Genomic DNA, 26,075 nt, shown 5'->3' with positions numbered 1-26,075 from the left:
ATGTACTTAAACTATAAAGTCTATGCAGGTCGGGTTTTGGCATATCCTGTTGCAATGAAACGTTCACGCGTGATTCTCTGGTTTTTTATTGCCTTATTGTTCTTTCCATTTCTATATATTTTTAATGCATCGTTGTTATCAGCAGATCATTCCATCTGGATGATTGGTATTTCAATCATAGGTTCATGCTTAGTGACGTTCCTTTATCTCGGTGTGTTAATAGAAACATTTGCATTTAAAGTGACCACACATACTAATCATATTTCTTCTCATACTTTTTTCAAGACTAGAGATATTTATTATCGAGATATCAAAGGTTATCGTTTAAGAAATCATTTGATTATAGAGGCGAATAATACTGAACGAATCACTGTCCCGAGTTCGTTTGAATATTTTATGGAAATGCGTTTGATGATGGCTGAAAATTTTGAGGATTTAGATCAGAAATTAGGGAATGAGCACGATAATGCCTTTTTTGCTCAAGAAGGTGAGCTTACGGATAATGAAAAAGAAAAATATATAACCAGAGCGAAGCGAATTAAAAAAAGCCTTGATATCACTGTAGGCGTCTTGTTTATCATCAGTTTTTTTCATATTTCACAATATGCTGAATTGTTATTTCATCTGAGTATATTTGTTTACTTCTATTTAAGTTATTCAGACCGTAGTTTAATCCGTATTCATTTTAGACAGACTGCGTTGCCGAATTCTCTTTATAGTATTTGGGTCATTATGATGTTATCGGGGCTATTGTTACTTTATAAAGTGATTGATCATCAGGATTTAGCACGTTATTTGATTTTTGTGATTGCCTGTAGTTGCATTCTATTTGTTTTATTATTTATTACGGCAAACCTATTTAATCAAGAGGTACCTGTTACACAAGTATTTGGCTTTTTATTGATTACTTTTAGTATGATGTTCTTTTATTCAATGAATTTTGTCAGCCTGATTAATACTCTGGGCGAACAACAAATTTTACATACCAATAGTTATACCATTATTAATAAAGAGTATTCCTCTGGCGGACGACGGTCTATTTCAAAGCATTATTTTGATTTGAAAAGTGCATCGGGCGGGGTATTAGAAAATATAGATGTACCGTCGCGACATTACAGTGCGAAACAAGTGGGTGATGATTATCAGATCCACACGTACAAAGGTAATTTAGGCATTGCTTGGACACAAACCAACGGTTATTAATCTTCATTCGGTTTACGGGAAATGGCTTTGATAATTGCATCCATTTCAAAGCCTCGGTACATTAAAAAACGCATTTGTTTGGCTTTTAGTTTTTGGTCTTTAGTTACATCCAAACCATATTTTTTAACTTTGAGTTGGTAGGCTTGTTCTGTCCAATCGGTTTCTTTGAGCTCTTCTGCAATCAGTGCGCTATCGACTTTCTTATTTTTGAGTTTGATCTTAATTTGATTCGGCCCTTTGCCTTTACGCTTTTGGCTCGACAGCATCATTTCTGCAACACGTTGGTCGCTTTGATAGTGTTGCGCAGAGAGCTCTTCAACCAAGCTAATGACTTCATCACGTGATTCTGCATATAGGGCTAATTTTTCAATCAACTCTACTTTAGAGTATTCCTTACGGGTAAGCACTGCGAAGGCGTAAGAACGTAAACGAGAGCCATGTAGCCCCAATTTTTTTTCGGCACGCTCTTGCTCAAAGTTTAAAGCATTGTTTTCTTGTGAAGTATTTTGTGAAGAGGTCTCTATGGATTGGTCTGCTTCATCTCCATATTGTTGCTTGAGTGCTTGGTAATCAAGTAATTTAGGGAATTTTGAATCATTCATGCTGTGCAACTTATTATAAAAAAACGCCCCGTAGGGCGTTTTACAGTTTAACCTGAATTTCGTAAAAATTTAAGCATCGAGCAAATCAGGCTCAAGGTCATCTTTTTCGTCAACGGGTACTGTCACTGGTGTGAGTAACTTTTCACGAATTAGACGGTCTAGTTCTTTCGCAATTTCAGGATGTTCCTCTAAATGGCGAATGACATTGTTTTTACCTTGACCAATTTTGTTGCCTTGATACGAATACCAAGCACCAGCTTTTTGCACCAATTCTTGTGCGACAGCTAAATCAACTAATTCACCCAGTTGATTGACGCCTTTACCATATAAAATTTGGAACAATGCTTCTTTAAAAGGCGGTGCCATTTTGTTCTTCACCACTTTTACGCGGGTTTCTGAACCGACAATTTCATCACCTTCTTTGACTTGGCCAATACGACGGATATCTAAGCGTACAGAAGCATAGAATTTCAGTGCGTTACCACCTGTAGTGGTTTCTGGGCTACCGAACATCACACCAATCTTCATACGAATTTGGTTAATGAAAATAACCATACAATTGGAGCGTTTCGCGTTACCCGTCATTTTACGTAATGCTTGGCTCATCAAGCGTGCTTGTAGACCCATGTGAGAGTCACCCATTTCGCCTTCAATTTCAGCGCGAGGGGTTAATGCAGCGACAGAGTCGATAACGATCATATCGACGGCACCTGAGCGTACGAGCATGTCAGCAATTTCAAGGGCTTGTTCACCATGATCGGGCTGAGATACCAATAAATTGTCGAGATCTACACCAAGTTTACGTGCATATTGTGGGTCTAAGGCATGTTCAGCATCAATAAATGCACAGGTGCCACCGGCTTTTTGACATTGTGCAATGGCTTGCAATGTCATGGTGGTTTTACCTGAAGATTCAGGGCCGTAAATTTCTACAATACGACCTTTGGGTAAACCGCCAATGCCGAGTGCGATATCTAAGGTGAGTGACCCAGTCGATACAGCCTCAACGGCTAAAACGGTATTGTCACCTAAGCGCATTACTGTATTTTTACCAAATTGTTTTTCAATTTGGCCCAATGCAGCATTTAGCGCTTTGCTTTTATTATCATCCATCTTACAACCTCAATACGATGTCACGAAACAATATACTTAAGTGGATGTCTTGAATTGAAACTTTTTCCACATCAATATAGTGACAGAATTTAATCTTAGGTTCATTAAAAATCACAACACATGCGACATGTTATGACGCTCATTATTCATCATCATTATATGACCAATCTTGGCCAAACTGTTGATCATTTTCTCGTTTAAACTTCCCAATATCACGACGGTCTTTTTTACTGGGTCGATGATCTGGACGTGCAAGATTATGCAATTTTCTTTGTGAGGTAAGCAACTCTCTGCGTTCGATACTGGCTTCGGTTTCTTCATATAAAAGCTGTGCCACTGGTGCAGGGCCTCTAATATCTGAAAGTGCTTTTACTATGACCGATTTTTTTTCTAAACCTTGCTGAATCGCCAGTTCCATACCGACGCGAACTTCACGCGATACTTTCACGCGGTCGCCATTATGGTGAACTTTACCGCCTTCAATGGCATTTTTAGCAATAGAGCGTGTTTTAAAAAAACGTGCAGCCCACAGCCATTTATCTATACGCATACCAACCGCATTTTCGGTTAGATTTGATTTACGCATACTTTTTGAGTTCCTCTGAATTTTTTAAAATAGAGATTAAGTCAGTTAATACGTCCAACATGGGATAATTGCAAGTTTTGCGCGCTTCTTTGGCGGAAGATGGTTGCTGAATACTGTACAGATTTTGAATGCCAAACTGTTTGGCACTATTGAGCACTTTTTCAGTGTCATCAATAAAGTAGCAATTATTGACATCAAAGGGGTGTAGTTCTTGTAGTTTTTGCCAAAATCCGTTGAATTCTTTGGCATGACCAAGGGTTTCACTACTAACAATGACATCAAAATATTCAGCAATTCCTGTTTCTTTTAATTTAAAGGTAAGGCTCGCAACATCTGCATTGGTCGCTAACCAAATTGGGTAATCATTTTCTTTTAGATATTGTAAAATTGCTAAACAACCATTTCGTTTTGCAACTTTATGTTTATGCTCAATTTGCATGGCCAATACATCAACTTTGACTTTAGCAGACCAAAAGCGAGATGAGTACCAATTTAAGGTATGATTATGCTCTTGGTGAAATTCAGATAAAGTTCTATGACTTTGTTCTAGTGTGCAATGGTGAGTTTCTGCATAACGAATAGGAAATAAATGATTCCAAATGAAATCATCATAGGCAAGATCAAGCAGTGTGCCGTCCATGTCAAAAATAATGGTAGGTTTATCTGAATAATTTGGCATATAAAGGGTTTTCTATGTTTAAAGCAACGACATCGACGCAAGATCCAATGATTTTGCAATTGGTTCCCATTGTGACACAGGCATGTGAAATTTTGCGAGAAGAATATCAGCACTATTGTGCAGGCGATGCTTTTGATGTGGAAAGAAAAGCCGACCATTCACCTGTAACGCAAGCCGACTACCGTTCGAATAATTATATTACTCAAGCTTTAGCGACTATTTCAGATTTACCTCTGTTGTCGGAAGAAGCAGATAATATGCCACGTCAGGCTTGGCAACGTTTTTGGTTGTTAGACCCCTTGGATGGTACAAAAGAGTTTTTGCATAAACGGCCTGAATTTACAATTAATTTAAGTTTGGTTGATGGGTCGCAAACTGTTTTTGCCGTATTGGCCATTCCGTGTGAGCAACAGATTTATTTTTGCCCTGAAGACGGTATGCCTTTAAAATTGGAAACTGACACTGGGCAGTGGTTTGAATATATTGCAGATGAGACTGAAAAAAATATTCAAATTGGTTTGAGCCAAAGCGCACAACACAAACCAGAGTATGCAGAATATTTACAAGATTTGGCTACACTGACAAATTTTGGCGTATTGAAAGCAGGAAGTGCCTATAAATTCTGCATGATGTTGGAAGATCAGGTTGATATTTATCCACGTTTTCATCCGACATGTGAGTGGGATACCAGTGCGGGTCAATGTTTCATTGAACGGATTGGTGGTGGATTGGTCGATTTTAAGGGGAGGCCGTTTGTATATAATCAGCGCGAAACTTTGCTAAACGCAGGTTTTATTGCTTTTAAAAATACCAAAATGAAAACTTTGGCATTGCAGGCGCTTGAGCTGATGCAGAAACGGCATTGAGCTAAAAACTGATCATGTTATAGTAGTTTTTGAAATGTTGAGTTTTTGTTGATTATGGCCTTAGATTTGCTCCCGCCCAGTATGTTCAAAGCAATAGACTTGTTACCAGACGCAAAAACTCCTGTAACTTTATTCACACGTCATTCCATTCGCGAAGTTGTAAAAGGGCAAGGTCTTGCAGGCTATGATTTGCAATTGACCAATGAAGGACGTGATTTGGCAGAAGCGTGGGGATCTTATTTAATTGATCATACCGACCGCGTGATACAACACTGTATTTCAAGCCCGATTCAACGTTGTGTAGATACTGCAGCATTAATGATTCGAGGCGCAGACGCTCAAACGATAGAGCCAAATACCCATCATATTGAAATTATTGAACAAGGTTTGTTGGTAGAACCCGGTAGCTTTGTTTTAGATATAAAGCAAGCAGGGCCATATTTTCAAAAACAAGGTGCATTGGGCTTTATTAATAGCTTTGTAAATAATGCTTTACCAGGTATGAAACACCCCATTCATGGCGTGGTCGATGTGTTGGAGCTTATTTATAATACGCATCCTAATAATTCCTATGGTTTAAGTTTGGCTGTAAGTCATGACACTATTTTGGCGGCTATTCTTGCAGTGATTTCGGGTAAACATATTGTGACCAGAGAAGATTGGCCTAAAATGATGGAAGGTCTATTTGTTTGGTTTGAAGGCGATGTGTTTCTAGAGTCGAAGCTCAAATGGATTTGGCGTGGTGAAGTCAATGAGCTGAGTATTCGAGAGTTTCAACAATTAGAAAGTTAAGTTAGACCATGTACCCAAGCAGTCATCTACATTATATTTTTGCTTTCAAATGATTGGAAAATCTTCTAAGTCAATATTCAAACCTGCATCATTCAGTGGCCACAGAGAAGTGTTTACTGGAACACTGCGTGATGCATTCGGCTGTATTTATCGGCTACAATCAGGGTCTGTTGAGTCAATTGATCTGCTGTTTAAGTTGTTTTTTCAAATCTGTATGAAAAAATTAAGCTGTTCTACTATAGTTCATCAGAATCATTCAAAATTCAAAAAATCATCATGATCATTCAAATAAAAATATTCGGGAAAACCTTGTTGTAAGTTCAAAATAATTTTATCTGTTTTAAAATGATCAGAATTTTTTAACATATACATTTTCATCTATGAAAAAAATAGCCTGTAAAAACAGGCTATTTAAAACGCTAAATTTATATACGCTTATTTAAGAAAGCGTTGGTAGCCTAAATTATTGGTAATTTCAGCATATGGATAACTAATACTTTCCAATGTTTCAATTAAGCCATCTGGGTTCTGCTTGGCATCGGTTGCCTCCATACCCACCAATACGCGACCTTCTGCTGCGCCGTGATTACGGTAATGGAATAGGGTGATGTTATGCGTAGGGCCAAGGCGTTCTAAGAAGGTAAGTAATGCACCAGGACGTTCTGGGAATTCCACACGGAATAAACGTTCATTTTCAATGTCTGCATGACCACCCACCAAATAACGAATATGTAGTTTTGCAACTTCGTCGTCTGACAAGTCATCTACATCGTATTGGAATTTTAAAGTTTCATAAATGTCATGACGTTCTTTTTCGCCACCTTTTAAACTAATACCCACAAAGACTTGTGCAGCACTAGAATGACTGGCGCGATAGTTGAACTCTGTAATATTACGACCTTGGAGCGCACGGCAGAATTGCAGGAATGAACCTTTTTCTTCTGGAATGGTCACGGCAAAAATAGCTTCTTTACGTTCACCCAATTCAGTACGTTCAGCAATATAGCGTAAACGGTCAAAGTTCATGTTTGCACCACAAACAATGGACACCATATTTTTATTTTCTAAGCCATGTTCAGCAACGTATTTTTTAATACCAGCCAAAGCCATTGCACCCGATGGTTCAACAATACTACGACATTCATCATAGGTATCTTTAATGGCTGCGCAAATTTCATCGGTATTTACTAAAACAACCTCACGTTCCACAATGGGGCCTGAGTTATCTGATTTTTGTAATTGAATGACTTCAAAGGGTTTTTCACCAATTTGTGCCACTGCTGTGCCGTCTGCAAACAAACCAACTGAAGGTAAAATGATACGTTCATTGGCTTCAAAAGCGGCTTTTAAACACGCAGATTCATCATATTCCACAGGAATGACTTTCACATGTGGCGCAACATCACCTAAATAAGCGGCCACACCTGCAATTAAACCACCACCGCCCACAGCAACGAATACGTATTCGACATCGCGCCATTGACGTAAAATTTCGTTGGCAATGGTACCTTGTCCAGCCATGACCAATTCATCATCGTATGGTGGAATGAAGGTTAGACCTTCATCTTTAGCGCGTTGAATGGCATATTTGTTGGCAACATCAAAAGAATCGCCGTGCAAGACCACTTGTCCACCTAAGCGCTTGACGGCCTGCACTTTAATATCTGGTGTGGTTTTTGGCATGACAATAATGGCGGTAATACCCAACTTTTGACCAGATAAAGCCACGCCCTGAGCATGGTTACCCGCAGAAGCAGTAATAACGCCACGTTCCAACTGTAATTTCGATAATTGACTAATACGGTTATAGGCACCGCGCAATTTAAAAGAAAACACAGGTTGTAAGTCTTCGCGTTTAAAGCGAATGTTATTGTTTAGCTTTTCGCTAATTCGTGGCGCTGCTTCGAGTGGAGTTTCGATTGCAACGTCGTAGACCGTTGCCTGTAATATTTGTCGAACCAAACGAGACAGCATGTTAATTTTCCATCTAACAGTTTAAAATAGATTTTTATTGTAACAAACCCCGTACATTTAGGCTGTAAAATCAGCAACAAATGTCAAAAAATAGTTGAGCCAAGTTATGAGTCTGTATGCTACCCAAGACGAAAAAAAACAAGCAGTTGCTAAAGCTGCTTTAAAACACTTGCCGAAAGGCGGTATTTTGGGTGTCGGTACAGGAAGTACAGTAAACTTCCTCATTGAATTATTGCCAGAATTGCAATTAGAAGCTGCTGTAGCAAGCTCTGAAGTCACTGCACAGCGTCTAAAAAAACTAGGCATTGAAGTGGTCGATATGAATAGTGTTGGCGGTCTAGATGCCTATGTCGACGGTGCAGATGAAATTGACCGTCATATGCACATGATTAAAGGCGGTGGTGCTGCGTTAACCCGTGAAAAAATTGTTGCATCTATTGCGAAGAAATTTGTTTGTATTGTTGATGATTCTAAATGGGTCGGGCAGTTAGGTCATGACTTCCCTTTACCTGTAGAAGTGATTCCAATGGCACGTTCTGCGGTTGCACGTAAAATTGTAGCGCTAGGAGGTGATCCTGTATACCGTGAAGGCGTTGTTACAGATAATGGTAATGTGATTTTAGATGTGCATAACTTTAATATCTTAAATGCGTTGGAACTTGAGAAAACTTTAAACAGTATTCCAGGTGTTGTATGTAATGGTATTTTCGCTTTAAACAAAGCAAATATTGCTATTGTTGCCACTGACAACGGTATTGAAGAACGCACTGCGGTTTAATTTAAAATATCCCTAAATCCCTTTTTATTAAAAGAGGGGCTAAAAGCAAAAGCATTTTTGAATTAGTTGCCTTGCGTAGCTTTGCCACTCAACCCTTCTTTATCAAAGGGGGTGAGTGGGGATTTCCAGAATAAGAGAAAAATGACCCAAAACTTGCCTAAAATTCAAATGACTCATCATGCACGAGCGACACGGTTGCGCTTACGTGTAGAACCGACTCAAATTCGTTTAACTGTTCCTAAATATTGTACAAAACATCAAATTCAAGAATTTTTAAAACAATCTGAGCAATGGATGATTGAAACGTGGCAAAAACAACAAGAAAAAGTAGTACAAATTGAGCGCATATTACCGACAGAATTAAAGCTGTTTAACTTAGAGCAACCTTTGCAGATTGTTTATAAAACTCAAAAGAATTCCTATATTTTTGATGGGCAAAATCATCAGTTATTGATGAGTGATCGTCAGCCAGAACAGTATTTAAAAGCTTTTACTATTGCTTATGCCAAACATCATCTGCCCATTTTTTTAAAGCAAGTGAGTAATGAAATTGGTCTGAAATTTGCTGAGTGTGTTGTACGTCAGCCCAAAACCCGATGGGGAAGTTGTACATCTAAGCATGACATTATGCTAAATAGCGCTTTGGTGTTATTTCCAGAAACAATTAGTCGTTATGTTGCTGTACATGAGTTGGCGCATACAAGGCACTTTGATCATAGTCCGTATTTTTGGGCAGAAGTTGAAAAGCATGATTGTAACTATAAGAACCATCAGAGAATTTTAAAAACTACGACAATGCCATATTGGTGGAATTCTGTTTAATAGATAAATTTATCATTAAAAATAGACATTTATCGTTAGAAATTATCCGCATTTTCAATGTTTATATTATTGTAAAATAGCCTAAGCTAGTTTTCATCTCTTTAATCAAATAACTTATCGTGTTTACCTCATGTTTATTGAAGTTTTAAAGGGATTCATATCATGCTAAAAAAAACTCTCTAAAATTTAAATTTTGAAAAAGCAGAGTGTGTTCTAGTAAAAGAGGGCGTTCACTAATGTGTATGGCCTTAACCCTTAATACAATTCATAAAAATAACCAATACCTGAGTAAAACAGTTCAGAAAATTCTAACTTCCTGTCATACTATAGGGTCATCAAATAAATACTTTTGAGTTGAGGGAATGAGCGTGATTTCAGTAGGTATTGTTGGCGGTACAGGATATACGGGCGTTGAGTTGTTGCGTCTTTTACTTAAACATCCAAATGCGAAAGTAACAGTACTGACCTCACGTACCGAAAATGGTCGCCGTGTCGATGACATGTTTCCAAGTCTAAGAGGTCATACCGACCTGTGTTATTCAGACTTAAATATTGACGAACTAAAAAAATGCGATGTAGTTTTCTTTGCCACACCACATGGCGTCGCAATGAAGCATGCAGAAGAACTGGTTGCGTCAAATACTAAAGTGATTGATTTGGCTGCTGATTTTCGTTTGCAAAATCTTACTCAATTTGAAAAATGGTATGGTCTTGATCATACTTGCCCAGATATTTTAAAAGACTCAGCTTATGGTTTATCTGAGCTTAATCGTGACAAAATTAAACAGGCAAATGTTGTAGGTAATCCAGGCTGTTATCCGACAACGGTACAGTTGGGTTTAGCGCCAGTTCTAAAAGCCACTGAAGCATTGGTGAAACCTGAAAGTATTATTATTGATGCAAAATCGGGTGTTTCAGGTGCCGGCCGTAAAGCCAGTCTTGGTATGATCTATTCTGAAAATGCCGATAATTTTAAAGCTTATGGCGTTGCAGGCCATCGTCATCATCCTGAAATTGTCGAAGCATTGGAAAATATTTCAGGTCAAAAAGGCGTGTTTGACAATATTTTATTTGTACCGCATTTAGTGCCAATGATTCGCGGGATGTTTAGCACAATTTATATTGATCTAACCGATGCTGGTGTAAATGCAGATTTACAGTCATTGTATGAACAGTTCTATGCCAATGAACAGTTTGTAGATGTCATGCCTGCGGGCAGTTCACCAGAAACGCGTTCAGTACGTGGTGCGAACCAATTGCGTATTGCACTGTATAAGCCACAGCCTAAAAAACTGGTGATTTTGGTGGTACAAGATAATTTGGTAAAAGGTGCTGCAGGTCAAGCAGTACAGAATATGAATTTAATGTTCAGTTTTGCTGAAAATGCAGGGCTTGAAGGCATTGGTTTATTACCATAAAAAACGTATTAAAGCTTCACACACATTTAAATTTCGATTTAAATGTGTGTTTTGAATAAATCAAAATAAGAGATGACGATGCCAAATTCAGACTCACAGATCACGTCACAGTCGAATACCAGCGAAAAAAAACCATTTATGCACACCAATATGCCTTTGGTGATTGGTGCAACGATTTTAATTGTAAGCAGTGGTTTTCTCGGTTATACCGTTGGTCACCGTCAGGGTTTAACCGTGGTTGGTTATGACGCCGATGCTGAGCAATTGGTTGAAGTGGTGCAAAAGCAAAAAGCTGAGCTTGCTGTATTAAATAAGAGCATGAATGCGGCTGTTCAAGAACGAGACGTGGCTGTTAGTAATTCGAATGATTTGTATTTGGCTGTCAATAAGTCGAAAGATGCTCAGGAGCAGGCAGAAACGCTTGGCGTATTGTATCGTGAAGTCTTACGTCAACGTGGTGGAGTCGCTTTGGCTGTACAACACATTGCGGTGAAGCCTTTGCCAGACAATGCTTTTGAGTATCAATTAGATTTAATGCAAGTCAGCCCAAGTAAAAGCAATGCATCTGGTAGTGTCGAATTACGTTTGATTAAAGGAACTGAGGTTTTAACGGTTCCACTGGAAGATAAAAACTTTAATTTTGAAAATAACGAACGTTTAACAGGACGATGGACGATGCCTAAAGGCTTTAGTCCAGACTTTATTGAAATACGTTTGAATCATTCTGGCAAACAAGTAGTACGACGTTTTAGCTGGTCTAAAGGACAAGCTGTGACCGATCAATCGACATTCCTCTCGGAAATTCCTCAAACTGAAGCCAATAGCAACTAAAGTGTGAAACAAATACCTTATGCGAACCAATAAGCGTCAAATGAGTTTATCTGACATTAAAGATACTTTTCATCAAACTGGACTCGTGGACTGGCAAATTACACCACGCTTAAGCAGTGAAACGCATGAAGATGGCGGTTCAGCAGATACTATCGTTATGGCTTCACGGCCTGAATTAAAGCGTCCACCAATGTATGTTGTCGTTTTAATGAACGATGACTATACGCCAATGGATTTTGTAATCGAAATTTTACAACAATACTTTGCAATGAATCTTGACCAAGCTACTCAAGTAATGCTAACTGTACACTATGAAGGAAAAGGTGTTGCAGGTGTCTATCCAAGAGACATTGCGGAGACCAAAGCAAACCAAGTCAATAATTACGCTCGATCACAAAGTCATCCATTGCTTTGTCAGATCGAGCCCAAAGATTAAGGGGGTTGCATGCTCAGTCGTCAATTAGAAGTATCATTACGTTTGGCTGTCAGCATGGCTCGTCAAAAGAGACATGAGTTTTTGACGGTAGAACATTTATTATTGGCTTTACTGGATAACGACTCTGCTGTAAATGCTTTAAAAGCTTGCGGTGCAGACATTATCGTACTTCGAAAAGAACTTGAAGAATACGTAGAACAACATACGCCTAAGTTGGGTGAAAACAGCGACCAAGCGCCACATCCTACAGAAAGTTTTGACCGCATTTTACAACGTGCAATTTTCCATGTGCAGTCTAGTGGTAGCGACCGAACTGTGGAAGGTGCAGATATTTTAGTTGCAATGTATTCGGAACGTGATTCATTCGCTGTCTATTTACTTAAACGTCATCAAATAAACCGACTGACCTTAACGCAATATCTTTCTCACGGCACGCGCAAAGAAGAAGTGCATCAAGAAGAAGAAGTTGAAGATTTAGAAGGGGAATCGGCATCTTCTGCAAATGCAGGGCCACTTGAACTGTACACTGTAAATTTAAATGTGGAAGCGCAAAAAGGCAAAACAGATCCATTGATTGGTCGCGAAAAAGAAATTGAGCGAACTGCACAAATTCTTTGCCGTCGCCGTAAAAATAATCCACTTTTAGTGGGAGATCCTGGTGTCGGTAAAACCTCTATTGCCGAAGGTTTAGCGTGGTTGATTGTCAATGGCAAAGCGCCAAAACCTTTAGCCAATGCGGAAGTTTTTAGTTTAGACATTGGTGCATTGGTTGCAGGTACTAAATACCGTGGCGATTTTGAAAAACGCTTAAAACAGTTACTCAACGCGCTGAAGAAAAAACCTGAAGCGGTGCTGTTTATTGATGAAATTCATATGATTATAGGTGCAGGCTCAAGTATGGGTAGCACGATGGATGCATCAAACTTAATTAAACCCGCTTTGGCAAATGGTTCTTTACGTTGCATTGGTTCAACGACCTTCCAAGAATACCGTCAGGTATTTGAAAAAGATCATGCATTATCACGCCGGTTCCAAAAAATTGACGTCAATGAACCTTCTGTTTCTGAAACGATTGATATTCTTCGTGGTTTGAAATCTAAGTTTGAAGAATTCCATCACGTGAAATATGAAGATTCTGCATTGGTTTCAGCTGTAGAGTTATCTGCAAAATTCATTAATGACCGTTTCTTACCAGATAAAGCCATTGATGTTATTGATGAAGCGGGTGCACAACGACGTTTAAAAGCGGAGCAAGACGATACGTCTATTACTGTTGAGAATATTGAAGATATTGTCTCTAAAATTGCACGGATTCCACCGAAAACAGTCTCTAAAGATGACAAGTCGGTACTTGGAAACCTTGAGCGTGATTTAAAACGTGTGGTGTTTGGCCAAGATGAAGCAATTGAAGCATTATCATCTGCAATCAAGCTTTCACGTGCAGGTTTGAAATCGCCAGATAAACCCGTCGGTAGTTTTGTTTTTGCTGGCCCAACGGGTGTGGGTAAAACGGAAGTGACCAAACAACTGGCAAAATTGCTAGGGGTTGAACTGGTACGTTTAGATATGTCTGAATATATGGAACGCCACGCTGTATCACGTTTAATCGGTGCGCCTCCGGGTTATGTCGGATTTGACCAAGGTGGGTTATTGACTGATGCAATTCACAAAAATCCACACTGTGTTTTATTATTAGACGAAATTGAAAAAGCGCATCCAGACGTCTTTAATTTGTTATTACAAATTATGGATCATGGTTCACTGACCGATAACAATGGTCGTAAATCCGATTTTCGTAATGTTATTTTAGTTTTAACGACAAATATTGGTGCGGAAAGTATTTCCCGCATTAGTATTGGCTTTATGGAACAAGACAACAGTAATGATAATCAGGATGCAATGAAAAAAGCATTTTCTCCAGAGTTCCGTAACCGTTTAGATGGTGTGATTCAGTTCAAATCATTGCCAACAACTGTCATTGAAAGTGTTGTTGATAAATTCTTAACTGAGCTTCAAGCACAGTTAGATGACAAAAAAGTCATTTTAGAGGTCGATCAATCTGCCCGTGAGTGGATGGCGGAAGAAGGTTATGATCGATTGATGGGCGCACGTCCTATGCAACGTTTAATTCAAGAACACTTGAAGAAACCGTTGGCGGAAATGATTTTATTCGGCGAGCTTGCTGAACATGGCGGTAATGTTGCAGTTTCTGTGAAAAAAGAAAATGGTAAGGCTGTGGGTTTGAAATTAGAAGTGTTTGAAGATCAAACTGCCGAACCTGCTTAATTTACTATTTTGTTTCAAAATAACCCGTGTTCGCACGGGTTATTTATTGGTAATTTAATTTTTTAGTTTCCTGAATAGGGAAATAAATTCTTTGCATTTTACAGGCATTATGGATACTCAAGTTATTAAAGTCACAACCACATTTTTCCTATTTCTGCTTACAGCAGTCATGGAAATTTTGGGGTGTTATTTCCCATATTTAATTTTGAATCAAAATAAATCTCAATGGTTATGGGTTCCTACCGTATTGGCTTTGGGTGCTTTTGTTTGGTTGTTAACTTTACACCCAGCAGCATCTGGTCGAATTTATGCAGCCTATGGCGGTATTTATATTTTTACGGCATTAATCTGGCTTCGTTTTGTCGATCAAATCGCATTAAGCCGTTGGGATTTACTCGGAGGGACAATTGTTTTGATTGGTGCATCGCTCATCATATTACAGCCTCAGGGGCTTGTGCGTTAATACAATTTGAACATCAAAAGCCTCTATGATTTAGACGAAATTAGAGGCTTTTGATGGAAAAGATTAAAATTTACATTCAGTATTTGGAATGGTTAATTGATAGGTTTCTTTTTCCGAAGCAAGTACGAGTTTAACTGCATACGGATTTTTGCGCTGAAATTCGTGTTCAAATAGTAAGTGGCAATTTTGTAACGTATTCTTTTTAATTAGTTGTTTAACTTCTTTGACTCCAATACTTTGTTCAAACTGAGCAAAATCGGGCGTGGTGATAATACCTTGTATTTCGACGTGATCAGCACGAAGATTATATTGTTCCATCAGCATGTTTTGATCGACTTGAAAGGGCAATGTGCGTGAATCTTCCACACTGATTACGTCTAAAATTTCATTTAAAGCTTGAGTGTTTTTAATTTTAAAATCGTTATTTAAAATTTGTTTATTTATTAAATATTGGTCAAATTCGGTGGGTGAGGCAAGTAAATGGATTGAAGCAGAACAACAGATTAAACCCAAAAAAAGTTTTTTTAAACGCATTTTTAAAATCACTTATAAACATTATGGTTTTGATTATAGCCAGATCATTATAAAAAAAGCACCCGAAGGTGCCTTTTTATTGAACGAAATACTTAGTCTTTTTTCAAATTTTCGTTAATTAAAAATTCAACCAAGGCTTTTTGTGCATGTAGACGGTTTTCAGCTTCATCCCAAACCACTGCGTGTTTATGATCTAACATATTTTCAGAAATTTCTTCACCACGATGAGCAGGTAAGCAATGCATAAATAAACAATCTGAATGCGCTAAATTCATTAAACGCTCATTAACTTGATAATCAGCGAAGGCTTTTTCACGGATTTTTTGTTCTTCTTCTTGTCCCATGCTTGCCCACACGTCAGTCACGATTAAGTCTGCATTTACGGCAGCATCTTCAGCGGAACCAACTAATTCTACACAATGTGCAAATTCGGTTAAGAATTTTTCTTGTGGTTCATAACCTTTAGGTGTGGCAATTTTTAATTTAAAACCCCACATATGTGCAGCTTCAATATAAGAGTTGCACATGTTGTTACCGTCACCAATCCATGCAACAGTTTTACCTTCAATTGAACCACGATATTCAACAAAAGTTTGCATATCGGCGAGTAACTGACAAGGATGATGATCGTCGGTTAATGCATTAATGACAGGGACTTTAGAATAAGAAGCAAAACGTTCAACAATGTCATGGCCAAAAGTACGAATCATGACAATATCAAGCATGCTTGATATTACGCGTGCAGAATCTTCGATAGGTTCGCCACGTCCCAATTGTGTATCACGAGAAGATAAGAAAATTGCGCTACCACCAAACTGGCTCATACCTGCTTCAAACGATACACGGGTTCGGGTACTCGACTTTTCAAAAATCATGCCCATGACTTTGCCGTTGAATGGCTGGAAAACTTCGTTGTTGTGTTGCTTGCGTTTGAGTTCAATCGCACGTAGCAAAATTTGATTAAGTTCTAAAGTCGATAAATCGCGTAAAGTGAGAAAATGACGCAGAGCCATGGTTACTCCACAATAATTGCTGAATCAAAAAGTAAACAACAATTAGTTGTTGGTTGGTTAAAAGAAAATCGGGGAATGGCTTACTCTATACTATCTATAAACAAAATTGTAAAAAAACTAAGGCTTTTGATGACCATCTAAGAAGCGATCTACTGAATATTCAATGTATTTGTTGGTTTCTTGATCGAATTCTTCTGGCGGTAAACCCATTAAAATTTTCCATTCTAAATTTCGTAGTATTCCAAAATAAAATTGTGCTGAAAACATTGGGTTTTCACAATATAGAAAGCCTTTTTTGTGCCCATTTTCCAAAGCCACTGCAATTGCCAATTGAATTTGTTTTGGGCCTTGTTCATGAATATGACGGGCAAGTTCGGGGTTGCGCTGGCTTTGTTCTACAATTAAGCGCATAAACGCAGCTTTTTCTGGCAATAATAAATGCGCTTGGAAATTCATTAAAGTGGTTATGAGATAACTACGAAAATCAGATTGTTCAGAATTGAATGATTGACAAATATCGTTAAAAAATTGGTCACGACGATAGTCACAAATGGCTTTAAATAAACCTTCTTTATTGCCAAAATATTTATAAATAGAGGCTTTTGAACCACCAGCATGGTTAACGATATCATCAAGTGAAACAGCATCGTAGCCAAATTCAAGAAATAGTTCAGCACCGCTTTCTAAAAGCGCGACACAACGTTCATGACCGCGCCGAGTTTGCGGTAAATCACGAGCAATCGGTTCTAACTGAGTTAAATCTTGCATAAAGTAAATATGATCAAATAACGAAAATCTCTTGCAATTATAGCAAACCTTTGCACAAGATTCTGTACCGTTTGTTATGACGAACAATCATACTGTAACGAAATAATATTATAGATTTCAAAAATATTTGACTAAAGTTTTAGAGTAAAAAATCTAATGGGTCATAGGTAGCAGAATTTTTATGGTTATACTCAGGCTTCAACAAATAATTAGTAATAACTGTGGAAAGGAATATGACAGAACAAACGTCTGCAGGTTTGAGATTTAGACAAGCTCTAGAAGTGGAAAAACCATTACAGATCATCGGTACAGTCAATGCTTATGCAGCAATGATGGCGAAACAGGTGGGTTACAAAGCCCTTTATGTTTCGGGTGCCGGTGTTGCCAACTACTCTTATGGTCTGCCTGATTTAGGGATGACCAGTCTGGATAACGTTTTAGAAGATGTCCGTCGTATTACCGAGCGTGTTGATACTCCACTTTTGGTGGACATTGATACAGGCTGGGGCGGTGCGTTCAACATTGCACGCAGTGTTAAGCAAATGATTGCGGTAGGTGCTGCCGCGGTACATATTGAAGACCAAGTGGCACAAAAACGTTGCGGACACCGTCCCAATAAAGAAATTGTGACCCAACAAGAAATGGTCGATCGGATTAAAGCCGCTGTCGATGCCAAAACCGATTCCAACTTTGTGGTCATGGCACGTACCGATGCACTACAAAAAGAAGGCCTACAAGCGGTAATTGACCGTGCCTGTGCCTGTGTAGAAGCAGGTGCAGATGCCATCTTTGCTGAAGCGATGACCGACATTACCATGTATAAAACCGTGTGCGATGCAGTCGGTGTGCCTGTACTGGCCAATATCACAGAATTTGGTGATACCCCGTATTACACCACCCAAGAACTGGGCGAACAGGGCATTTCAATGGTGCTGTATCCACTGTCAGCAACCCGTGCTATGCAAAAAGCCGCGCTTGAAGTGATGCATTCCATTCGTAAAGAAGGCACACAAGTCAATGTGTTGGATATCATGCAACAGCGCAAAGAACTGTATGAATTTTTAGATTATCACACCTTTGAAAACACCCTAGATAAACTATTTACTGAAGAGAAATAAAAAATGGCTGAAGGAAAAGTACTCACAGGCGCAGGATTGCGCGGACAAGTGGCTGGTAAAACTGCATTATCTACCGTGGGTAAAAGCGGTGCAGGCTTAACTTATCGTGGTTATGATGTGCAAGACTTAGCAGAAAACTGCCAATTCGAAGAAGTCGCTTACCTGATTTTCTTTGGTGAATTGCCAACAACAGAACAGCTTGCAACCTATAAAGCCAAACTTAAATCACTGCGTCAATTGCCACAAGCATTGAAAGAAGTTCTTGAGCGTATTCCTGCGGACTCACACCCGATGGATGTGATGCGTACAGGCGTATCGATGCTGGGTAACATCGAAACAGAAAAATCATTCGATGAACAGCAAGACGTTGCAGACCGTATTTTGGCAACCCTACCTGCCATTATTTGCTATTGGTATCGTTTTAGCCACGATGGCGTACGTATTGAAGAAAATACCGATGACGATTCAATCGGTGCGCAATTCCTGCATTTACTTCGTGGTGAAAAACCGAATGAACTGCATGAACAAGTGATGAATGTTTCACTGATTCTGTATGCAGAGCATGAATTCAACGCATCAACATTCACAGCACGTGTTTGTGCCTCAACATTGTCTGACATGCATTCATGTATTACTGGTGCAATTGGTTCACTGCGTGGCCCATTACACGGTGGTGCCAATGAAGCGGCCATGGAAATGATTGAAAACTGGACGTCTGCCGACGAAGCTGAACGTGAAATGCTCGGTAAGCTTGAGCGTAAAGAAAAGATCATGGGCTTTGGTCATGCCATTTACAAAGACAATGATCCACGAAACGGGATTATTAAAATTTGGTCTGAGCGTTTAGCCAAAGATGTCGGCGATACTGTACTTTATCCAGTCTCAGTACGCTGTGAGGAAGTGATGTGGCGTGAGAAGAAATTGTTCTGTAATGCAGACTTCTTCCATGCATCAGCTTATCATTTCATGGACATCGCAACCAAATTATTCACGCCAATTTTTGTGATGAGTCGTGTGACAGGTTGGGCTGCACATGTCATGGAGCAACGTGCAGACAACCGTATTATTCGCCCAAGTGCAGATTATACTGGGCCTGAACTGCGTAAAGTTGTACCTATTGAGGAACGTTCAGTGGCGTAATACTGATTATATCTAGATGAAAAAAGCCTCTTCGGAGGCTTTTTGAATGGTATTTTTTTAAATGTCTTATTGGGTGTCTGTTATTTAGTCAACAATACTGGATCTTCAACGGTATAACCCATTTCAAAAGGGATACCGAGATATTTGACTGTAACAAGCATATTATTTTTATGAGGTACTTTATAGACTCTAGAAATATTTAATCCTTGCTTGTAACTCTCTGCTGTTTGTAGTGTACTTTTGAGGCGGAAGCTTTTCACCCGATATTGATATGTCCATTTATCAATAGGTTCTTGTGGGTCATACCATGCTTTTGCCGTTCCATTTTTAGTGGTTAATATTTGAATACTGGCATTACTATTGTGTATAGGTTGAAGTAAGAGTAAGCGTTTCTGAATTTTTGCAATTTCTCTGTCAAATTGCGTACTATCTTGATCGTAATCGATTAATTTCGTTTTGGGATTAATATAAAGCGAACGAACTTGAATAAGTGTAGTCGGATTAGTACTATTTAATTGATAATAATATAGTTGTGGTAAACGAGCTCGACCATCTTCAAAGTGTCGCATGAGATAAATTTTTTGGGCTTTTTGATCTAGTCCTAGAACTTCAATATGCTGTGGCCCACCCACCGTTGCATAAACGGAGAGGGATAAGCAGGACAAAAAGAACGTACTGAAAAGAATTTTTGGTATAGACATATCTAACTCCAAAGCCATCCATATACTTAAGCCCAATATATCGAACTTTTAATGCAGAAAATGTTAATTTTTTCGACTTCATTTTTTTATTTTCAGAAGATTAAGGATTTCTTTTGCAACGTATTCTGTCAATTGATTTAGTCTTTCAACGGGCGTACCTAAAATTAAATATCGAAAATTTGAAACTTGATGATTAAATAAAATAGAGATAAAGAAGGTGCCCTCAGGCTTTTCTGCTGTCGCACTTCCACTTGGTTTAAGTAGTCCAGTACAGGCGACAATAAAATTGGCCGAAGTGAATAATCCTATACCAGATTCAGCCATAGCTTGAGTAATTTCAGCAGATTCAGCTGTATATTGTTCAATTAAAGCTGGTGGAATATGCAATATGGAAACTTTAATGCTTGGGTCATAACTAACTAAACCGCCAAGGAGAATATCGGCACCACTATTTTTATAAATTGAAAATTGGCTAGATAAATAACCAGAACTGGCACTTTCAATAAAGGCAATGGTCAGTTTGTTTTTTTCCAATACATCACAGCATTGTTTTAATAGCATGATATTTCTCTAAAAATTTATTCTTTGAGATTGATATATATAAATTAGGGTGAATGATTTATTTTTAAACGAGATTGAAAGAAACAGTAGTTTAAGTGTACGTGAATAGATGAAAAATTTAAATTAATCTTACTTAAAATATAAAAATGGACAGATGTACATTTGATGTTCGAAAATGAAAATTAAAGGTTTAAACAAAGACTAAAGAGTGGTAAAAATAAAAGTAAAGTGCATTATGGAAATAGGCTTAAGCAATGAAAACAACTGTGAAATATGTCGTATTGAAAAGTTCAGATTATCAGTTTGGGGCAACATTGTTTCAAGAAGAACTAGATGTAGATAGTCAATATTTTGATCAAATTCCTACAGAAATTGCCTATCAAAATCACAAATTTAAAGTAAAAAGTAAAGAATTAAAACGCCTCTATTTGGTAGAGGATCAAGACGATAGTCAAACCATAATTGTCAAAGTTCTTTCAATGTAGTCTTGGTTGCTGGTTTTTATAGTAAATACAACAGTAATATTTCATGTAAATTTGCATGAAATATTACATGGACTTTGAAATACATATCATTTTAGTAATCACTTATCATTAATATGTAATTACCAAAAAAATTTAATCTCTTTTTTAAATCAGCACGGTCTCATTTGCTTGATTCAGTTTTTATACCTTTTTATAGATGTTATTTTTCTTTTCAAAGCCCTAAATAGAAAAACCCCTCTTATTTTATATACACGGTATTCTTTGAGCTAGATTATCAAAATCTAGTACAAAGACAGGTGAATGTGTGGTACGAATACCACCTTTAGGATTTATTGTTGATTTGTGGGTTTAATCTGTTAATTTTGATAAAAAGGTATCGTTTTGTAGATATCAATGATTAAGAGAGAAAAGTGTTTAAATATAAAAACACATGTTTTCTTGTATATATTTGTTATATTTGTGTATTAATAACCTGAATAGTATCGGAGTTTTTTTTAAAAAAATAAAAAATGATCTATAATTTTTGAAAAAATTAGGGTCTGTAATTTATGGATATTTTGAAATTTATTAGAAGTTTTAATACGGTGGGGACATACTTAGCCTTAGCAATGACACTTTTATCTTTTTTAATAATTTATTTTTATTTTATTAATCCAGTATAAGTAGAAATTGTAATTAGGTATTAGCTAAAAGACTTAATTTTAGCGAGATAAAAAAAGAGCAATATGAAAAATTGCTCTTTTTTTATTGATAAAGATTTTTTAGTTTTCTGGATTAAAAGTTTAGCTAATTCAATTAATTAGATAGCTTGGGTGAAGCAAAAAATATTCCATATTTATTTTTTTCAATCAGCACGATTTCATTTGCTTGATTCAGTTTTTATGTCTTTTTTCAGAGGAAATTTTATTTTCTCTATATAAAACTCTTTGAGCCAGTTTAAAGACACTGCTTTAAAATCTAGCCTAAAGATGGGCAATGTATGGTATCTGTGGCACGTTCATAAATCCAATATCTATTCATTTGATTTTATCAGTGATTTGTCGATTGAAAATTTGCTGATAAAACTAACTGATTGATTAGAATTTTTAAAAAATATACCATATATTGAAGTAAATCTAATGTTGTAAGTTTTTGCCAATGTACAATTTCTATAGTTTATAGAAAATACAAATAGGAAATTTAGGCTGTAAGTTTCTTTTTTATTCTTCTAATTTATACCATGCAACTATTGCATGGTTTTTTTTATTTAAATATCAACAAACAGATACAATCAATATTCCCCGTCTTTAAAAAAATGACTACAATTATGCTAATTTTTAAAACCTGAAGAAAAGGCAACACTATGATAAATTTAAAAACTGGCCTCATTATTTTAGTATCTGCTGTAGCACTAGGTTTAGTGGCATGTAGTAAAAAACAAGATGAGCAAGTACAAACAGAAGTGGGAGCTTCATCAACATCGGTTGGTGAGTCTACTGCCACTACTTCAATTGAAGTTAGTCCTGATATGATTGATGCTGCACCTTTAGAACAAGAAGGTTCAGCTACAAGCGAAGCTGCTACAAAATAAGCTGTTTAGATGTAAAAAAGCTCGTTTTAACGGGCTTTTTTATGGTAAATATAATTTTGCTTAGGATTGGAGTTCATCACTGCAATATTCAATCATTAGAAAGCCAAATTATTGCCAGTAAAAATATATCAAGAATAGAAAGCCATAATTTTCAAAAAAATGACACAATAGAGAATAACAATCTGATAAATTAATTTGTTTTAAGGTGATGAATATATGAAAAAAAATATTTTATTGATACTGGTCATGTCTACTTTAAGTGCTTGTTCTACAATGGAAGCTAAAAATGGAAATTCTGAAAAACTAGGCGTTGCAAATCCTGCTAGCCAGTACTGTATTCAGCAAGGCGGCAAACTTGAGATTAAAAATGAAAGCAATGGTCAGGTAGGATATTGTTATTTGCCTAATGGCACAACAGTGGAAGAGTGGGCACTTTTTCGCGCCAATCAAGGTAAATGTTTGGCGGAAGAAGCTACAAAACTGGTCGGTAAGTCTGCGTTAAGCGAAACTCAAATTAAACAGTTAACTAAATCTGAAATTGTACGTATTGTCCAGCCTGGACAACCAGTTACCATGGATTATCGAGAAGAGCGTGTGACTGTTACCATCGACCCAAAATCAAATAAAATTAGCCATGCGTCATGTGGTTAAATTTTTGATATAAAAAAGGTTATTAATTAAAACGGTTTCAGTGCAGGAATGTTGAAGATAAAGAGTATACTGAAACTGACACTAATGACGAAACGGTGAATGATATGCCAGCAAAATTTTTTGGCACTTTTTTAGGATATGTACTAATTGTTTTGGCTATTGGTGCGTCGTTTATTTATTTTACATTTGATAAGCCTGTAGTTGAATATTGGATTTTGTTATTGCTTCCATGTTTTGGTGTCCCAATTTTGACATCTGTAGCGCTGAGTAAAGTTGACTAATAACGCTTATATTTCATTATATGCATAAAAAAAGCACTGATATCAGTGCTTTTTTTATATTGAAATTAAAGTGTAACAATCAGTTGATATAAAAACATTAAGTTTAGTTACCGATTATTGAGCCATGGAAATTAGTATTAAAGATATAAATAAGCAAATTGATGAATTTAAAAAACAAGGCGCAGAACCTAAAGTGCTCATTATTGGCTACAAAACTTATGCAAACTTAATGGGTGAAGATAAATTTGCTGAAAAAATTAGTAAAGATGACAAAGATCCGATGATTCGTTATTACAAGGGAATCAAAGTGAAAATTGTGACAGAAAAACGTTATTTTGCCGTGAATTAATCAAAATTCTTCTTAATCTGGAATACATACAACGCCCTGTATTTTTAGATGGATGATATTGATTTAAATGCTTGTATCGCACGAATACGTGAATGCTTTAAATCTACAATGGGTTTTGGATAGTGTAGTGATGAATCATTTGGATGATTGATAAATGGATCATGAATGCGCTTAACGTCTAAGTGTGCCAATTCAGGAACCCACTTACGAATATAGTCACCATTTGCATCAAATTTTTGTGACTGACTAACAGGATTAAAAATTCGGAAATAAGGGACGGCATCTGTGCCTGTCGATGCACACCATTGCCAGCCCCCATTGTTGGCTGCTAAGTCGCCATCAATTAAATGTTGCATAAACCATGCTTCGCCTAAGCGCCAATCTATCAATAAATTTTTACTTAAGAACATCGCAACGATCATACGAACACGGTTATGCATCCAACCTGTGTGTAGCAGTTGACGCATACCAGCATCGACAATTGGAATACCTGTTTGGCCTTGTTGCCAAGCCATTAAATCTTCTTCAGATTGGCGCCATTGCAGTTGATTTGTATTGCTTTTAAAAGGTTGATCTTTTGAAATTTCAGGAAAATGAAACAAGATATGTTGATAAAATTCGCGCCATAATAATTCATCTAACCATGTTTGCTGACCACTATTATCTATATGGAAATGACCTTGCTGGGTGCTAAATATAGCGTGTAGACATTGCCGAATTGAAATAACGCCTATATTTAAATAGGGTGATAATTGACTGGTGGCATTTAGATTTGGAAAGTCCCGTTGTGTATTGTAGTGGGCTAAATCATTGTGTATGAAGCGATCCAATAAATTGAATGCATATTGTTCAGAAACGGGCCACAACTGTTGTAATGATGTCATTGCATCATCTGGATAATGTTGTTCAAAATGAATAACTGTTTGATACGAACTCAGGTCTATATTTAGTATCTGCTGCGTTTGTATTGCAGGATAGCATTGAGGAAGGCTGATGCTCAGGTGCTCATAGCATTGCTTTTTAAAAGCACCAAAAACTTGATAAGGCAGATTAGATTTATTGAGAATAGAGCCAACAGGAAAAAGCGTTCGGTCATGATAAAGTTCAAGTGGAATATGATTTTTTTCTGATATTTTTTGGACTTGAAAGTCTCTTTGTAGCTCATTGACACCGATTTCAACATTGGCATGAATACATTGTATTTTTAAGGCAAGACAAAGTTGGTTGAGCGCATGTGGAATATCTTTCCAAAGGGCAACTTCCTGAATAATTAATGGAATATTTAGTGTCTCTAATTGGGTTTTTAAGCTTTCTAGTTGGCGTAAATAGAATATATTTTTGACAGGAGCATCGTGGTGTAAAATTGATTGTTCAGGTGAAATAAACACGACAGCAATCGTTGGGCCTGCCTGCGTAGCATGCCAAAGTGCAGTATGGTCAGCTATGCGTAAGTCTTGACGAAACCAGATTAATTGCATAAATCAGTTACCTGAATAGAACATGTTAAAGAATAACGCATGTTGTAGAAATGTAATGAAAATCATCAGAAATATTCACAATATAAATACATGTATTGCTTGAAAAATAATTAAATGACGGCTATATATCAATAGGTTAAAATTTTTAGACTTCTAACAATAAAGGAAAATATGATGAAATTAAAAGCAGCATTAATCGTAGGTAGTTTGATGACCGTGTTTTCAGCTTCGACATTTGCCTCTGATGCAGAAGATCAACATATTATTGCAGCTGCGGGTAAAAATGTAGTCACCATTGCCCATGCAAGTAAATTGGCAGATGAGACGGCGGTCTCTGTGACGGGCACGATTGTCCGCGAAGTAAAACACGAACATTATGAATTAAAAGATAAAAGTGGCACGATTATTGTGGATATTGACCGTGATCTTGCAACGCCAGCTCAGCTTAAACCGGGCACTAAAGTCCGTGTATATGGCGAAGTAGATACACATCGTGTTAAAGCGACGGATATTGACGCAGTTAAAGTTGATATTTTGTAAAGTAGAATTGGTATAAAATTTTTACTCAAACGTGGGT

Annotated in this window: 30 protein-coding genes; 19 read left to right on the top strand and 11 right to left on the bottom strand. The window is 37.3% G+C overall.

Annotated elements, in window-relative coordinates; all coding sequences use genetic code 11:
• Nucleotides 1–1,203, top strand: coding sequence for a hypothetical protein (locus BBP83_RS10055; protein ID WP_068888086.1), 1,203 nt, complete (start codon nt 1–3; stop codon nt 1,201–1,203).
• Here the strand turns inward: BBP83_RS10055 and BBP83_RS10050 are convergent.
• The 4 genes from BBP83_RS10050 to BBP83_RS10035 form a co-directional block, all read right to left on the bottom strand.
• Entirely contained in the window at nt 1,200–1,805 is a 606-nt protein-coding gene (locus BBP83_RS10050; RefSeq protein ID WP_068888084.1) for a regulatory protein RecX, read from the bottom strand. The two genes, BBP83_RS10055 and BBP83_RS10050, sit on opposite strands and share 4 nt — an antisense overlap.
• Nucleotides 1,806–1,874: 69 nt before the next feature.
• Nucleotides 1,875–2,918: a recombinase RecA gene (recA, locus tag BBP83_RS10045; protein WP_068888082.1), complete on the bottom strand. Its 1,044-nt coding sequence runs from the start codon at nt 2,916–2,918 to the stop codon at nt 1,875–1,877.
• Nucleotides 2,919–3,060: 142 nt separating this feature from the next.
• Nucleotides 3,061–3,504: an RNA-binding S4 domain-containing protein gene (locus BBP83_RS10040; RefSeq protein WP_068888080.1), complete on the bottom strand. Its 444-nt coding sequence runs from the start codon at nt 3,502–3,504 to the stop codon at nt 3,061–3,063.
• Nucleotides 3,497–4,183: an HAD-IA family hydrolase gene (locus BBP83_RS10035; protein WP_068888077.1), complete on the bottom strand. Its 687-nt coding sequence runs from the start codon at nt 4,181–4,183 to the stop codon at nt 3,497–3,499. Before BBP83_RS10035 ends, BBP83_RS10040 begins: the two co-directional genes overlap by 8 nt.
• Before the next feature lie 14 nt (nt 4,184–4,197).
• Between BBP83_RS10035 and BBP83_RS10030 the strand changes: the two genes are divergently transcribed.
• Nucleotides 4,198–5,049, top strand: coding sequence for a 3'(2'),5'-bisphosphate nucleotidase CysQ family protein (locus BBP83_RS10030; RefSeq protein ID WP_068888075.1), 852 nt, complete (start codon nt 4,198–4,200; stop codon nt 5,047–5,049).
• Nucleotides 5,050–5,103: 54 nt separating this feature from the next.
• A complete protein-coding gene (locus BBP83_RS10025; protein WP_068888073.1) occupies nt 5,104–5,841 on the top strand; it encodes a histidine phosphatase family protein in 738 nt (245 codons plus the stop codon).
• A gap of 435 nt (nt 5,842–6,276) precedes the next feature.
• Here the strand turns inward: BBP83_RS10025 and ilvA are convergent, their stop codons facing one another.
• Nucleotides 6,277–7,815: a threonine ammonia-lyase, biosynthetic gene (ilvA, locus tag BBP83_RS10020; RefSeq protein WP_068888071.1), complete on the bottom strand. Its 1,539-nt coding sequence runs from the start codon at nt 7,813–7,815 to the stop codon at nt 6,277–6,279.
• A 106-nt stretch (nt 7,816–7,921) separates the two neighbouring features.
• Between ilvA and rpiA the strand changes: the two genes are divergently transcribed.
• The 7 genes from rpiA (at nt 7,922) to BBP83_RS09985 (ending at nt 14,849) form a co-directional block, all read left to right on the top strand.
• On the top strand, nt 7,922–8,593 hold the full coding sequence (gene rpiA / locus BBP83_RS10015; protein WP_068888069.1) for a ribose-5-phosphate isomerase RpiA: 672 nt from the start codon (nt 7,922–7,924) through the stop codon (nt 8,591–8,593).
• 141 nt (nt 8,594–8,734) lie between these two features.
• A complete protein-coding gene (locus BBP83_RS10010; protein ID WP_068888067.1) occupies nt 8,735–9,415 on the top strand; it encodes a YgjP family zinc-dependent metalloprotease in 681 nt (226 codons plus the stop codon).
• A 362-nt stretch (nt 9,416–9,777) separates the two neighbouring features.
• Nucleotides 9,778–10,833 carry an N-acetyl-gamma-glutamyl-phosphate reductase gene (gene argC / locus BBP83_RS10005; RefSeq protein ID WP_171258086.1) on the top strand — a complete coding sequence of 352 codons (1,056 nt, stop codon included), beginning with the start codon at nt 9,778–9,780 and terminating at the stop codon, nt 10,831–10,833.
• A 78-nt stretch (nt 10,834–10,911) separates the two neighbouring features.
• Nucleotides 10,912–11,664, top strand: coding sequence for a hypothetical protein (locus BBP83_RS10000; RefSeq protein WP_068888065.1), 753 nt, complete (start codon nt 10,912–10,914; stop codon nt 11,662–11,664).
• Between the two features lie 19 nt (nt 11,665–11,683).
• A complete protein-coding gene (clpS, locus tag BBP83_RS09995; RefSeq protein ID WP_068888064.1) occupies nt 11,684–12,100 on the top strand; it encodes an ATP-dependent Clp protease adapter ClpS in 417 nt (138 codons plus the stop codon).
• Between the two features lie 9 nt (nt 12,101–12,109).
• Nucleotides 12,110–14,386: an ATP-dependent Clp protease ATP-binding subunit ClpA gene (gene clpA, locus BBP83_RS09990; RefSeq protein WP_068888062.1), complete on the top strand. Its 2,277-nt coding sequence runs from the start codon at nt 12,110–12,112 to the stop codon at nt 14,384–14,386.
• A gap of 109 nt (nt 14,387–14,495) precedes the next feature.
• Complete coding sequence (locus BBP83_RS09985) at nt 14,496–14,849, top strand: YnfA family protein (protein WP_068888060.1); 354 nt, start codon at nt 14,496–14,498, stop codon at nt 14,847–14,849.
• 63 nt (nt 14,850–14,912) lie between these two features.
• On the opposite strand, the gene BBP83_RS09980 is transcribed toward BBP83_RS09985, so the two are convergent.
• From BBP83_RS09980 to BBP83_RS09970, 3 genes are all read right to left on the bottom strand, one after another.
• Nucleotides 14,913–15,383 carry a hypothetical protein gene (locus tag BBP83_RS09980; RefSeq protein WP_068888585.1) on the bottom strand — a complete coding sequence of 157 codons (471 nt, stop codon included), beginning with the start codon at nt 15,381–15,383 and terminating at the stop codon, nt 14,913–14,915.
• A 92-nt stretch (nt 15,384–15,475) separates the two neighbouring features.
• Complete coding sequence (gene argF, locus BBP83_RS09975; RefSeq protein ID WP_068888057.1) at nt 15,476–16,396, bottom strand: ornithine carbamoyltransferase; 921 nt, start codon at nt 16,394–16,396, stop codon at nt 15,476–15,478.
• Nucleotides 16,397–16,513: 117 nt separating this feature from the next.
• The gene (locus tag BBP83_RS09970; RefSeq protein ID WP_068888055.1) at nt 16,514–17,164 is read right to left on the bottom strand and encodes a TetR/AcrR family transcriptional regulator; all 651 of its coding nucleotides are present in this window, start codon (nt 17,162–17,164) and stop codon (nt 16,514–16,516) included.
• Nucleotides 17,165–17,397: 233 nt separating this feature from the next.
• Here BBP83_RS09970 and prpB point away from each other — a divergent pair, with 233 nt between their 5' ends.
• Both prpB and prpC read left to right on the top strand, forming a co-directional pair.
• Nucleotides 17,398–18,282 carry a methylisocitrate lyase gene (gene prpB / locus BBP83_RS09965; RefSeq protein WP_068888053.1) on the top strand — a complete coding sequence of 295 codons (885 nt, stop codon included), beginning with the start codon at nt 17,398–17,400 and terminating at the stop codon, nt 18,280–18,282.
• 3 nt (nt 18,283–18,285) lie between these two features.
• On the top strand, nt 18,286–19,422 hold the full coding sequence (gene prpC, locus BBP83_RS09960; RefSeq protein WP_068888051.1) for a bifunctional 2-methylcitrate synthase/citrate synthase: 1,137 nt from the start codon (nt 18,286–18,288) through the stop codon (nt 19,420–19,422).
• An 80-nt stretch (nt 19,423–19,502) separates the two neighbouring features.
• Here the strand turns inward: prpC and BBP83_RS09955 are convergent, their stop codons facing one another.
• Both BBP83_RS09955 and BBP83_RS09950 read right to left on the bottom strand, forming a co-directional pair.
• Nucleotides 19,503–20,123: an aminotransferase gene (locus BBP83_RS09955; RefSeq protein ID WP_068888583.1), complete on the bottom strand. Its 621-nt coding sequence runs from the start codon at nt 20,121–20,123 to the stop codon at nt 19,503–19,505.
• Between the two features lie 78 nt (nt 20,124–20,201).
• Complete coding sequence (locus BBP83_RS09950) at nt 20,202–20,684, bottom strand: CinA family protein (RefSeq protein ID WP_068888049.1); 483 nt, start codon at nt 20,682–20,684, stop codon at nt 20,202–20,204.
• Nucleotides 20,685–20,938: 254 nt separating this feature from the next.
• Between BBP83_RS09950 and BBP83_RS09945 the strand changes: the two genes are divergently transcribed.
• The 6 genes from BBP83_RS09945 (at nt 20,939) to BBP83_RS09930 (ending at nt 24,020) form a co-directional block, all read left to right on the top strand.
• Nucleotides 20,939–21,169: a hypothetical protein gene (locus tag BBP83_RS09945; protein ID WP_068888047.1), complete on the top strand. Its 231-nt coding sequence runs from the start codon at nt 20,939–20,941 to the stop codon at nt 21,167–21,169.
• A gap of 548 nt (nt 21,170–21,717) precedes the next feature.
• On the top strand, nt 21,718–21,831 hold the full coding sequence (locus tag BBP83_RS15515) for a hypothetical protein (RefSeq protein ID WP_245669739.1): 114 nt from the start codon (nt 21,718–21,720) through the stop codon (nt 21,829–21,831).
• A gap of 680 nt (nt 21,832–22,511) precedes the next feature.
• Entirely contained in the window at nt 22,512–22,739 is a 228-nt protein-coding gene (locus BBP83_RS09940) for a hypothetical protein (RefSeq protein ID WP_068888045.1), read from the top strand.
• 216 nt (nt 22,740–22,955) lie between these two features.
• Nucleotides 22,956–23,390 carry an I78 family peptidase inhibitor gene (locus BBP83_RS09935; RefSeq protein WP_068888043.1) on the top strand — a complete coding sequence of 145 codons (435 nt, stop codon included), beginning with the start codon at nt 22,956–22,958 and terminating at the stop codon, nt 23,388–23,390.
• A 104-nt stretch (nt 23,391–23,494) separates the two neighbouring features.
• Complete coding sequence (locus BBP83_RS15310) at nt 23,495–23,671, top strand: hypothetical protein (protein WP_171258085.1); 177 nt, start codon at nt 23,495–23,497, stop codon at nt 23,669–23,671.
• Nucleotides 23,672–23,795: 124 nt separating this feature from the next.
• Entirely contained in the window at nt 23,796–24,020 is a 225-nt protein-coding gene (locus BBP83_RS09930) for a hypothetical protein (RefSeq protein WP_068888041.1), read from the top strand.
• A gap of 44 nt (nt 24,021–24,064) precedes the next feature.
• On the opposite strand, the gene BBP83_RS09925 is transcribed toward BBP83_RS09930, so the two are convergent.
• Nucleotides 24,065–25,498: a cryptochrome/photolyase family protein gene (locus BBP83_RS09925; protein ID WP_068888037.1), complete on the bottom strand. Its 1,434-nt coding sequence runs from the start codon at nt 25,496–25,498 to the stop codon at nt 24,065–24,067.
• Nucleotides 25,499–25,669: 171 nt separating this feature from the next.
• On the opposite strand from BBP83_RS09925, the gene BBP83_RS09920 reads away from it, so the two are divergent.
• Nucleotides 25,670–26,038 carry a NirD/YgiW/YdeI family stress tolerance protein gene (locus tag BBP83_RS09920; RefSeq protein WP_078055429.1) on the top strand — a complete coding sequence of 123 codons (369 nt, stop codon included), beginning with the start codon at nt 25,670–25,672 and terminating at the stop codon, nt 26,036–26,038.
• Nucleotides 26,039–26,075: the final 37 nt, after the last annotated feature.

Source organism: Acinetobacter celticus (genome assembly GCF_001707755.1).
Classification (GTDB): domain Bacteria; phylum Pseudomonadota; class Gammaproteobacteria; order Pseudomonadales; family Moraxellaceae; genus Acinetobacter; species Acinetobacter celticus.
Note: the sequence above shows the minus strand (reverse complement) of the source record. Positions and strands in the feature narration are given on the sequence as shown.

Excerpts from the sequence above, each read along its gene's own strand:
- recA (WP_068888082.1), bottom strand. The coding sequence starts at position 2,918 with ATGGATGATAATAAAAGCAAAGCGCTAAATGCTGCATTGGGCCAAATT.
- clpS (WP_068888064.1), top strand. The coding sequence starts at position 11,684 with ATGCGAACCAATAAGCGTCAAATGAGTTTATCTGACATTAAAGATACT.
- ilvA (WP_068888071.1), bottom strand. The coding sequence starts at position 7,815 with ATGCTGTCTCGTTTGGTTCGACAAATATTACAGGCAACGGTCTACGAC.
- BBP83_RS09920 (WP_078055429.1), top strand. The coding sequence starts at position 25,670 with ATGATGAAATTAAAAGCAGCATTAATCGTAGGTAGTTTGATGACCGTG.
- BBP83_RS10055 (WP_068888086.1), top strand. The coding sequence starts at position 1 with ATGTACTTAAACTATAAAGTCTATGCAGGTCGGGTTTTGGCATATCCT.
- prpC (WP_068888051.1), top strand. The coding sequence starts at position 18,286 with ATGGCTGAAGGAAAAGTACTCACAGGCGCAGGATTGCGCGGACAAGTG.
- BBP83_RS09945 (WP_068888047.1), top strand. The coding sequence starts at position 20,939 with ATGAAAACAACTGTGAAATATGTCGTATTGAAAAGTTCAGATTATCAG.
- BBP83_RS09930 (WP_068888041.1), top strand. The coding sequence starts at position 23,796 with ATGGAAATTAGTATTAAAGATATAAATAAGCAAATTGATGAATTTAAA.
- clpA (WP_068888062.1), top strand. The coding sequence starts at position 12,110 with ATGCTCAGTCGTCAATTAGAAGTATCATTACGTTTGGCTGTCAGCATG.
- BBP83_RS09955 (WP_068888583.1), bottom strand. The coding sequence starts at position 20,123 with ATGTCTATACCAAAAATTCTTTTCAGTACGTTCTTTTTGTCCTGCTTA.
- BBP83_RS10000 (WP_068888065.1), top strand. The coding sequence starts at position 10,912 with ATGCCAAATTCAGACTCACAGATCACGTCACAGTCGAATACCAGCGAA.
- BBP83_RS09970 (WP_068888055.1), bottom strand. The coding sequence starts at position 17,164 with ATGCAAGATTTAACTCAGTTAGAACCGATTGCTCGTGATTTACCGCAA.
- BBP83_RS10030 (WP_068888075.1), top strand. The coding sequence starts at position 4,198 with ATGTTTAAAGCAACGACATCGACGCAAGATCCAATGATTTTGCAATTG.
- BBP83_RS10050 (WP_068888084.1), bottom strand. The coding sequence starts at position 1,805 with ATGAATGATTCAAAATTCCCTAAATTACTTGATTACCAAGCACTCAAG.
- BBP83_RS15515 (WP_245669739.1), top strand. The coding sequence starts at position 21,718 with ATGGATATTTTGAAATTTATTAGAAGTTTTAATACGGTGGGGACATAC.
- BBP83_RS09925 (WP_068888037.1), bottom strand. The coding sequence starts at position 25,498 with ATGCAATTAATCTGGTTTCGTCAAGACTTACGCATAGCTGACCATACT.
- BBP83_RS15310 (WP_171258085.1), top strand. The coding sequence starts at position 23,495 with ATGCCAGCAAAATTTTTTGGCACTTTTTTAGGATATGTACTAATTGTT.
- BBP83_RS09980 (WP_068888585.1), bottom strand. The coding sequence starts at position 15,383 with ATGCGTTTAAAAAAACTTTTTTTGGGTTTAATCTGTTGTTCTGCTTCA.
- BBP83_RS09935 (WP_068888043.1), top strand. The coding sequence starts at position 22,956 with ATGAAAAAAAATATTTTATTGATACTGGTCATGTCTACTTTAAGTGCT.
- BBP83_RS09950 (WP_068888049.1), bottom strand. The coding sequence starts at position 20,684 with ATGCTATTAAAACAATGCTGTGATGTATTGGAAAAAAACAAACTGACC.
- BBP83_RS10040 (WP_068888080.1), bottom strand. The coding sequence starts at position 3,504 with ATGCGTAAATCAAATCTAACCGAAAATGCGGTTGGTATGCGTATAGAT.
- prpB (WP_068888053.1), top strand. The coding sequence starts at position 17,398 with ATGACAGAACAAACGTCTGCAGGTTTGAGATTTAGACAAGCTCTAGAA.
- BBP83_RS09985 (WP_068888060.1), top strand. The coding sequence starts at position 14,496 with ATGGATACTCAAGTTATTAAAGTCACAACCACATTTTTCCTATTTCTG.
- BBP83_RS10025 (WP_068888073.1), top strand. The coding sequence starts at position 5,104 with ATGGCCTTAGATTTGCTCCCGCCCAGTATGTTCAAAGCAATAGACTTG.
- BBP83_RS10035 (WP_068888077.1), bottom strand. The coding sequence starts at position 4,183 with ATGCCAAATTATTCAGATAAACCTACCATTATTTTTGACATGGACGGC.
- argF (WP_068888057.1), bottom strand. The coding sequence starts at position 16,396 with ATGGCTCTGCGTCATTTTCTCACTTTACGCGATTTATCGACTTTAGAA.
- rpiA (WP_068888069.1), top strand. The coding sequence starts at position 7,922 with ATGAGTCTGTATGCTACCCAAGACGAAAAAAAACAAGCAGTTGCTAAA.
- BBP83_RS10010 (WP_068888067.1), top strand. The coding sequence starts at position 8,735 with ATGACCCAAAACTTGCCTAAAATTCAAATGACTCATCATGCACGAGCG.
- argC (WP_171258086.1), top strand. The coding sequence starts at position 9,778 with ATGAGCGTGATTTCAGTAGGTATTGTTGGCGGTACAGGATATACGGGC.
- BBP83_RS09940 (WP_068888045.1), top strand. The coding sequence starts at position 22,512 with ATGATAAATTTAAAAACTGGCCTCATTATTTTAGTATCTGCTGTAGCA.